This window comes from Lacticaseibacillus chiayiensis (genome assembly GCF_004123795.1).
Lineage (GTDB): Bacteria > Bacillota > Bacilli > Lactobacillales > Lactobacillaceae > Lacticaseibacillus > Lacticaseibacillus chiayiensis.
Genome location: NZ_MSSM01000014.1, coordinates 44,763 through 50,918 on the forward strand (window position 1 = coordinate 44,763; position 6,156 = coordinate 50,918).

At 46.0% G+C, this 6,156-nt stretch carries 13 protein-coding genes; all 13 read left to right on the forward strand.

Going from position 1 to position 6,156, the window contains the following annotated elements; all coding sequences use genetic code 11:
- The first annotated feature begins 1 nt into the window (after nt 1).
- The 13 genes from BVJ53_RS06690 to BVJ53_RS06750 are packed head-to-tail and all read left to right on the forward strand — an operon-like array spanning nt 2 to nt 6,142.
- Nucleotides 2-211 carry a hypothetical protein gene (locus tag BVJ53_RS06690; protein ID WP_129301736.1) on the forward strand — a complete coding sequence of 70 codons (210 nt, stop codon included), beginning with the start codon at nt 2-4 and terminating at the stop codon, nt 209-211.
- 12 nt (nt 212-223) lie between these two features.
- Complete coding sequence (locus BVJ53_RS15465) at nt 224-352, forward strand: hypothetical protein (RefSeq protein ID WP_005711343.1); 129 nt, start codon at nt 224-226, stop codon at nt 350-352.
- A gap of 11 nt (nt 353-363) precedes the next feature.
- Entirely contained in the window at nt 364-591 is a 228-nt protein-coding gene (locus BVJ53_RS06700) for a hypothetical protein (protein ID WP_129301737.1), read from the forward strand.
- Nucleotides 584-1,009, forward strand: a complete 426-nt coding sequence (locus tag BVJ53_RS06705; RefSeq protein ID WP_129301747.1) for a hypothetical protein — start codon at nt 584-586, stop codon at nt 1,007-1,009. The genes BVJ53_RS06700 and BVJ53_RS06705 overlap by 8 nt, the downstream gene beginning before the upstream one ends.
- Before the next feature lie 11 nt (nt 1,010-1,020).
- Nucleotides 1,021-1,884, forward strand: coding sequence for a recombinase RecT (locus tag BVJ53_RS06710; RefSeq protein ID WP_129301738.1), 864 nt, complete (start codon nt 1,021-1,023; stop codon nt 1,882-1,884).
- Nucleotides 1,865-2,665 (forward strand): 5'-3' exonuclease, encoded by an 801-nt coding sequence (locus BVJ53_RS06715; RefSeq protein WP_129301748.1) that lies wholly within the window; start codon nt 1,865-1,867, stop codon nt 2,663-2,665. The genes BVJ53_RS06710 and BVJ53_RS06715 overlap by 20 nt, the downstream gene beginning before the upstream one ends.
- A gap of 15 nt (nt 2,666-2,680) precedes the next feature.
- Nucleotides 2,681-3,637, forward strand: coding sequence for a DnaD domain-containing protein (locus BVJ53_RS06720; RefSeq protein WP_129301739.1), 957 nt, complete (start codon nt 2,681-2,683; stop codon nt 3,635-3,637).
- A gap of 12 nt (nt 3,638-3,649) precedes the next feature.
- A complete protein-coding gene (gene ssb, locus BVJ53_RS06725; RefSeq protein ID WP_129301740.1) occupies nt 3,650-4,135 on the forward strand; it encodes a single-stranded DNA-binding protein in 486 nt (161 codons plus the stop codon).
- A gap of 15 nt (nt 4,136-4,150) precedes the next feature.
- Nucleotides 4,151-4,600 carry a hypothetical protein gene (locus BVJ53_RS06730; RefSeq protein ID WP_129301741.1) on the forward strand — a complete coding sequence of 150 codons (450 nt, stop codon included), beginning with the start codon at nt 4,151-4,153 and terminating at the stop codon, nt 4,598-4,600.
- Between the two features lie 2 nt (nt 4,601-4,602).
- Nucleotides 4,603-4,986 (forward strand): DUF1064 domain-containing protein, encoded by a 384-nt coding sequence (locus BVJ53_RS06735; RefSeq protein ID WP_129301742.1) that lies wholly within the window; start codon nt 4,603-4,605, stop codon nt 4,984-4,986.
- A gap of 18 nt (nt 4,987-5,004) precedes the next feature.
- On the forward strand, nt 5,005-5,460 hold the full coding sequence (locus tag BVJ53_RS06740) for a phage N-6-adenine-methyltransferase (RefSeq protein ID WP_129301743.1): 456 nt from the start codon (nt 5,005-5,007) through the stop codon (nt 5,458-5,460).
- A gap of 20 nt (nt 5,461-5,480) precedes the next feature.
- Nucleotides 5,481-5,945 (forward strand): endonuclease, encoded by a 465-nt coding sequence (locus tag BVJ53_RS06745; RefSeq protein WP_129301744.1) that lies wholly within the window; start codon nt 5,481-5,483, stop codon nt 5,943-5,945.
- Nucleotides 5,946-5,956: 11 nt separating this feature from the next.
- Entirely contained in the window at nt 5,957-6,142 is a 186-nt protein-coding gene (locus BVJ53_RS06750) for a hypothetical protein (protein ID WP_014569476.1), read from the forward strand.
- Nucleotides 6,143-6,156: the final 14 nt, after the last annotated feature.

Sequence of the window (6,156 nt, forward strand, 5' to 3'; positions counted from 1 at the left end):
AATGCAGAACATGAAGCAACGAGATCACAAGCGTACTTTTATTACTCAGACAGAGGCTGCTCGCATGTTTGACGTCACGCCATTCAGTGCCAAGTGGAGAAGGATGAGAAAGCAGCCTGATTTTCCAAAATTGCACTTTATGACTGATGATCCGAGAGAGCGAGGGACATTCAAGCTTTCAGAGATTGAGGATTATCTAAACAACTTGTAGGAGGTCTAACAAATGCTAGAAGCAATCATGTCAGTGCTGCTCGATCCAACATCAGCGTTTTGGAAGTATCTGCTTGTAGCTATGGCTGGCGTCATGATCGGTGCCACGGCGGTTGGCGGATGGAAGCAGTGGATTGAATAGGAGGAAAGTACATGCGAGATACAAAAGAGCATTGGCAAGACATTCACGACCAAGTAGAGAACCTCATTTACAAAGGGCATGCAGATCGTGGCTGGGATTGGATGTTTCGACTTAGCTTGATCATGCTCAATAAATGCGCACAAAAAAATCCCGCGGCTGCAACCACGGGAAATAAGGAACAAAGCAAATTAATTTATAGCCCAAGTTTATCACGGAAGGCGGTCGATGACCATGCTTGATTACAATACAGCGGTTCTGAACGAGTATCAACGACGAGAAGCGCTTGAAGATAAAGCCGTCGCTGATTGGGAATCCTATCACGGTACCGTATTGCCCCAAGATATGGATATCGAACAAGCGGAGGAGTTCTTGTCCATGGCTGACGACTGGAATGTTGATCGTACAAAGCCTTGGTTTTACCAGTCCCGTTACGCCTCACCACTTGATGGCGCATTCAATAAAGGACAAGAGTTTTCCTATTTGAGCGATCAAGTTGCGGAGCACGGAATTGACTGGTTCTACCATCGAGTCTTGCGCGATCCATCTGATTACTTCAGTGACCAAGCGATTGTCAACACACTGTTCGGAAAAGAAGATCCAATTTCAATCCTCGAATTTCTAAAAGAACGTGGATTCAAACAATGGCCAAGAAAATAGGAGGAGTACAAATGAACAATCAATACGATCTGGCTAAGATGCCAGTCAAGAAATTAATTGAAACAGATGCCATTAAGAATAAGTTTGCGGCGGTTCTGGACAAACGGGCACCACAGTTTCTTTCATCGATTGCCAGCGCGGTAAGCCTTAATCCAAGCTTAGCCAGAGTTGATCAGTTAAGTGTTATCAACTCGGCCATGGTAGCAGCAACGCTCGATCTTCCGGTTAACCCGAGCTTGGGCTTTGTCTACATCGTTCCATACAAGAACCAGGCGCAGCCACAGATTGGGTACAAGGGCTATATCCAGCTTGCTCAACGCTCGGGCCGTTACAAGCGCCTGACAGCGCTTCCGATCTATGAAGATGAGTTCAAGAGCTGGAACCCACTAACAGAGGAACTTGAGTACACGCCGAACTTCCATGATCGCAAAGCAAGCGAAAAACCGGTTGGCTATGCCGCATCATTCAAACTGACTAACGGTTTTGAAAAGATGGTCTATTGGACTTATCAGCAAGTCGATGATCATCGCAAGCGTTTCAGCAAATCTGGTGGTGGCGCGGGGCCCAAGGGCGTTTGGAAAGACAACTACGAAGCTATGGCCCTGAAGACGGTAATCAAATCGCTGCTGACTAAGTGGGGTCCAATGACAACCGACATGCAAAGCGCGGTCAGTGCCGATGAAAAACCAGTCGAAGCTGATCCAGAACTGAAGGATGTTACCCCCGAAGATCCTAACTCGATCGAAGATGCACTTAACGCTCCCGCTGAACCCGTCACAAAATCGGAGGTGAAGCCAGATGCTCTTAAGCCAGACATTACCCACGACCCAAATGCCGGCAAGCAAACCGACATCTTTGACGGTCAACAAGGATAATTATTACTCGCTGGATACCAGTTTCAAATATCAGTCTGCTACCTGGTTTAAGAAATTTCTGACATGCGAAGCAGAAGCGATGGCCGAGTTGCAAGGTAAATGGACACCAAGAGGCGATCCGACTGCCTTGCTGGTTGGAAACTATCTACACAGCTATTTTGAATCGAAGCAAGCTCATGAGTCTTTTATCAAAGGACACCCAGAGATGTTCTCAACTCGTGGATCATCAAAAGGACAACTGAAAGCCCCGTATAAACAAGCTGATGCGATGATTGCCACGCTTGAAGCTGATGAGAATGTTCAACGACTTTATCAGGGCGAAAAAGAAGAGATCCTGACCGGTGATCTGTTTGGTGTCGAGTGGATGGGCAAGCTGGACTGCTTCGACTCAACAAAGTCATTCTTTTTGGATCTAAAGACCACACAGTCGCTTCACAAGAAGTATTGGAAACCAGGAGAACGTCAGCCAACCAGCTTCATTGATGCCTACAACTATCAGCTTCAGATGGCGGTTTATCAGGAGCTGATTTACCAAAATTACGGAACGCGACCACGAGCCTTCATCATTGCCGTGACTAAGGAAGACGTGCCCGACCATGCCGTCATCGAAGTGCCACAGTACCGTATGGACGAGGCGCTGGAAGAGATCCAAAACAGCACCGAACACGTTGAGGCGGTTAAATCCGGTCAGGTGCGGCCACATCGATGTGAGGCCTGTGATTACTGCAAGGCAACTAAACGAGTCGCCACAATTATCAGCATGGATGAGCTAGTCGAGTAGGAGGTGACTCACCGCATGGATTTATTCAAGCTAATTCGAGAGTTCTACATTCAGCAAAGCGTTAATCCGCTAAGCACAGGACAGATAGCATTATGGCATGGGCTGGTTTACCAATGTAACCAGCTAGGCTGGCCAAGCGAATTCAATATGCCGAATCGAACACTCGAAACGTTGACTGGTTTAAGCCGTCAGGGCATCGTCAAAGCCCGCAACGCGCTAAAGCAGTCAGGGCTGATAGATTTTCAAACTAACGGTGTTAAGGCAACGACCTACTCAGTCATCGATATTTCACGAAAACTTAGTACGTCAGATAGTAGGCAACCTAGTAGTCAAGCTAATAACAGTGTGTCAAATAGTAGGCAACACAGTAGGCAACCTAGTAGGCAACACAGTTTACAAGGTAGTTTACAACCTAGTAGGCAACACAGTAGCACATACACTAAACAAGACGAGACTAAACTAGACAAAACTAAACGACAACAGACTACTGCTCCAGTAAAGGCAGCAGAGAGGCCTGCTGAAGAGCCGTCATCGTCGTCATCATCAATTCTTGATATTTGCAATTTCTGGGAAGGAAACGGGTTTGGACAACTGTCACCGTTCACCAGAGAAAGCCTTGTTGATTGGGTTGCTGACATGCGAAAAGCAGGATCACCTGAACCTGAGAAGCTAGTTCTAAATGCGCTGCGGACTGCGGTTGAAAGCAATGTCAGAAACTACAAGTACGTCAACGGCATCTTGAAAAACTGGGAAAGCAAGCGTCTTCTCACGGTTGCTGCTGTCGAAGCAAACGATAGTGAACGCAAAACGAATCAGCCTCAGCGCCGTTACGGCAAGTCAGTTAGGACTGAGAAATTGCCTGATTGGGCTAAACCAGGTTACAAACCAGAACACAAAAAAGTGTCTGCAGAAGACAGAGCCGAATTGGCTGAGCAATTGCAAAAGCTACGAGCGTTGGACGAAAAGAATTAGGAGGGAAGCATATTGCTAAACAGTGTCTCACTAACAGGCCGGCTGACAAGAGATGTTGACTTGCGTTACACGCAAAGTGGCACGGCGGCAGGATCATTCACGCTGGCCGTTGACCGCAAATTCAAGAGCAAAAACGGAGAACGGGAAACTGATTTCGTAAATTGCCAGATCTGGCGCAAGTCGGCTGAGAACTTTGCAAATTTCACTCATAAGGGTGCACTTGTTGGCATCGAAGGCCGTATTCAAACGCGTACGTACGATAACGCGCAAGGACAGAAAGTGTTCGTGACCGAGGTAATCGTTGATAATTTTGCTTTGCTTGAGTCACGACAGGCGTCTCAGAACAGCCCTAAATCACAGCAAACAGCCAATGCATCAGCAACAGCGACCACAAACGCGAGTCAAACGACTCCAAATGCTTCGCGAGCGAATATCACGGATCCGTTTGCTAATAATGGCCAGCCGCTCGATATTTCTGATGATGATTTGCCGTTTTAAGCAGGAGGAAAAAGAATGACACAAGTAACAGTACGTTTATACAAGCAAGGTGACAAAGTGTGGCGCGACTTCAAAGCTGAATTGATTACGCGCTACGAAAATGCAGCAATGCTAGGCATTTCTGAAAGCGAAGCATTCTCAAAAATAGAAAAACAAGAGTTCAACAACCGGATCATTGTGTCAAAGGAATCAATTGTCGAGAAACGGGCAGTTGCCGGTGTTGATGACAGCGATACTTTGAAGACTTCAGTCAACAATGGCCTTGAAAAGATTTCAAAGAAGCGAAAAGAAGCCCGTGCAAAATACGCACGTGGGATTGCAGAAGCGGCCTCACAATGCGACACACTAACAGAGGTTGCAAAACGGATTGGGAAGTCAACAACGTTCGTGAGACGAGTGGCAAGCGAGTTTGATATCAAGTTGCCCCGCCGCAACAACGGCCATGAAGAGATTGCGAGTCGTTAGCCATGGTTATCCGCAAGAGACGTAGAGGCAAATACAACGCACAGCCAGTTGTGATTGATGGTATTCGATTTGCAAGCAAAGCAGAAGGCGCCTACTACATGCTGATACGCAACAAGCCACAGAAGATCACTATGCAAGAGCAGTTTGAGATTCTATCTGCCTTTAAGATCAATGGCAAACGATACTCGGCAAGAAAATACAAGCCTGATTTCTGCTTCTATGACGGTGACGAATTGACAAAAGTTGTTGACGTTAAAGGCGGAAACGCGACTTTGACCACCGATGCCAGACTGCGAATGCTGCTGTTCATGATCCGCTATAAGATACCGATCACGATTGCTAGATATGACTATCACACAGGGCTATTCACGGAAGAACAACTTTGAAGAAAAAGGAGAAAAAATATGCTTAATAAAGGGATTTTCTCCAGTGACAAGGATGACTGGGAAACACCACAGAAGCTATTCGAGAAACTTAATGACAGATACCACTTCGTAATTGATTTAGCAGCGACCTCAAAAAATGCAAAGTGCAAAAACTATTACACAGTCGAAGACGATGCTTTGAGCAAAGACTGGTCGAAGGTGAATGGCCCAAAATGGCTAAATCCGCCCTATGGACGACAGCTAGGCCTGTGGGTGAAGAAAGCTTATATCTCCTCAATCAAATGCAAAGACCCCATAGTCTTGCTCATACCGGCGAGAACAGATACTAGCTATTGGCATGAATACATTTTCTATAAAGCACATATTGATTTCTTACGTGGGAGATTGAAATTCGAACACAACGGGAGCGCCGGAGATTCAGCACCATTTCCAAGTGCAATTGTGACATACAACTTTGATACGCCATGGTTATAACAAACTAAGGAGAAAAAATCATGAATAAAAAATTGACATTAACAGTAACTGTTTTAGCAGGGCTTACGTTTGGAGCTGGTGCAACTACCATTGCTGACAATGTTTGGCAAGGTCACCAGAACATCGTGGAGACCAAAAACAATATCGAGAAGCTGACGGCTAAGATTCACGCTTCAAAATCTAGCTTGTCAGATTTGCAACATCAGTTGTCTGACGCGCAGGCACAGTATGCGGCCCTAAAACAGCAATATGGAAACGACATGGCAAACAAAGATGCCCAGATTCAGCAAAAGATCATTGAAGGCCAGCAAGCAGTTGCCCAGAAACAGGCTGAGGTCGATGCTAAGCAACAGACAATCAACGACCTTACATCACAGTTAGAAGCCGCCAAACAGGCAAACAATGAATTATCACAGGCAATCAAAGACGCGCAGAGCATCAAGGACTATTCAGATCAGGCTGTGAAGTCAGTCAGCGCGAAATGAGAGGCACACAAATGTACGTAGTAGCAGGATTAAACACAGAAACCGAGTATTATCGAGCCAAGTATCAATCTCAGTGTATCCGATGGATAAACGAGAACATGGCCAAGCACACGGAATCGCACAACACCCGTGGTGATGACATTAAAGTCAATATTCCGGAACCACTGATTATCAAGAAAGTAGAGGACGAAAAATGAGCGAAGAAAAAAAT

Coding starts and splice junctions, on each gene's coding strand:
- BVJ53_RS06690 (WP_129301736.1), top strand. CDS start 2: ATGCAGAACATGAAGCAACGAGATCACAAGCGTACTTTTATTACTCAG.
- BVJ53_RS15465 (WP_005711343.1), top strand. CDS start 224: ATGCTAGAAGCAATCATGTCAGTGCTGCTCGATCCAACATCAGCGTTT.
- BVJ53_RS06700 (WP_129301737.1), top strand. CDS start 364: ATGCGAGATACAAAAGAGCATTGGCAAGACATTCACGACCAAGTAGAG.
- BVJ53_RS06705 (WP_129301747.1), top strand. CDS start 584: ATGCTTGATTACAATACAGCGGTTCTGAACGAGTATCAACGACGAGAA.
- BVJ53_RS06710 (WP_129301738.1), top strand. CDS start 1,021: ATGAACAATCAATACGATCTGGCTAAGATGCCAGTCAAGAAATTAATT.
- BVJ53_RS06720 (WP_129301739.1), top strand. CDS start 2,681: ATGGATTTATTCAAGCTAATTCGAGAGTTCTACATTCAGCAAAGCGTT.
- BVJ53_RS06730 (WP_129301741.1), top strand. CDS start 4,151: ATGACACAAGTAACAGTACGTTTATACAAGCAAGGTGACAAAGTGTGG.
- BVJ53_RS06735 (WP_129301742.1), top strand. CDS start 4,603: ATGGTTATCCGCAAGAGACGTAGAGGCAAATACAACGCACAGCCAGTT.
- BVJ53_RS06740 (WP_129301743.1), top strand. CDS start 5,005: ATGCTTAATAAAGGGATTTTCTCCAGTGACAAGGATGACTGGGAAACA.
- BVJ53_RS06745 (WP_129301744.1), top strand. CDS start 5,481: ATGAATAAAAAATTGACATTAACAGTAACTGTTTTAGCAGGGCTTACG.
- BVJ53_RS06750 (WP_014569476.1), top strand. CDS start 5,957: ATGTACGTAGTAGCAGGATTAAACACAGAAACCGAGTATTATCGAGCC.